This is a genomic window from Oleiphilus sp. HI0043 (assembly GCF_001634935.1).
This window is the reverse complement of record NZ_LWEY01001574.1, coordinates 1-834: the sequence shown is the minus strand read 5'-3', so window position 1 is coordinate 834 and position 834 is coordinate 1. Positions and strand designations below refer to the sequence as shown.

At 48.1% G+C, this 834-nt stretch carries 1 pseudogene; it reads left to right on the top strand.

What is annotated here, in order from left to right:
* Window positions 1-834 (top strand): annotated as a pseudogene (locus A3729_RS33390) (phosphate ABC transporter permease); the annotation flags it as partial.

Sequence of the window (834 nt, the reverse complement as noted above, 5' to 3'; positions counted from 1 at the left end):
CTTCGACCTGGCCGATAACGAACAGGCGACCATTAACGGCACCGTTCATTTGCCCGAGAACAGAGACATTATCGGCATGGAACTTTTACTTGGCGGTTCCTCTATATTGGTGACTGAGTCCGGCGGGATTGTTTCTCAATGGTTTATGGTTCGTGACGACAACAACCACTACTCATTACAGCGAATTCGTGACTTCTCAATTGATGAAGATTCTACGGCAGAAATCACATCAATCGCCATTGAACACCGCCGAAAAGGCTTTGCCTCGGTAGATGATAGCGGCACCATTTCTTTGTTCAACACGACTGCTCACAGCACAACATTAGAGAAGAAAGTAAGCGACGCCGCCATCACACATGCCAGCATCGCACCTCGCGCTAACTATGTATTAGTCGAAAATGAGCAAGGTCAGATTAGCTTCTGGCACATTGACAACGAACACCCTGAAATTTCTTTCTCAGCCCTATGGCAAGAAGTTTGGTACGAAGGGTACCAAGAGCCAGAGTACGTTTGGCAGTCTTCAGCCTCTAACAACGACTTTGAACCAAAGTACAGCCTGTCGCCACTTGCCTTTGGTACATTAAAAGCAGCATTTTACGCTATGCTAGTCGCGACGCCACTTGCTATCTGCGGCGCGCTATATACGGCTTACTTCATGGCACCCGCACTGCGTCGTAAAGTGAAGCCTTCGATAGAACTTATGGAAGCACTACCGACGGTTATCCTCGGTTTCTTGGCAGGTCTGTTTTTCGCGCCATTCATGGAAGATCACTTACCAGGCATCTTTGCTTGGCTCTTGATTACCCCGCTCTCTTTACTTGCGTTTGGCTTCAT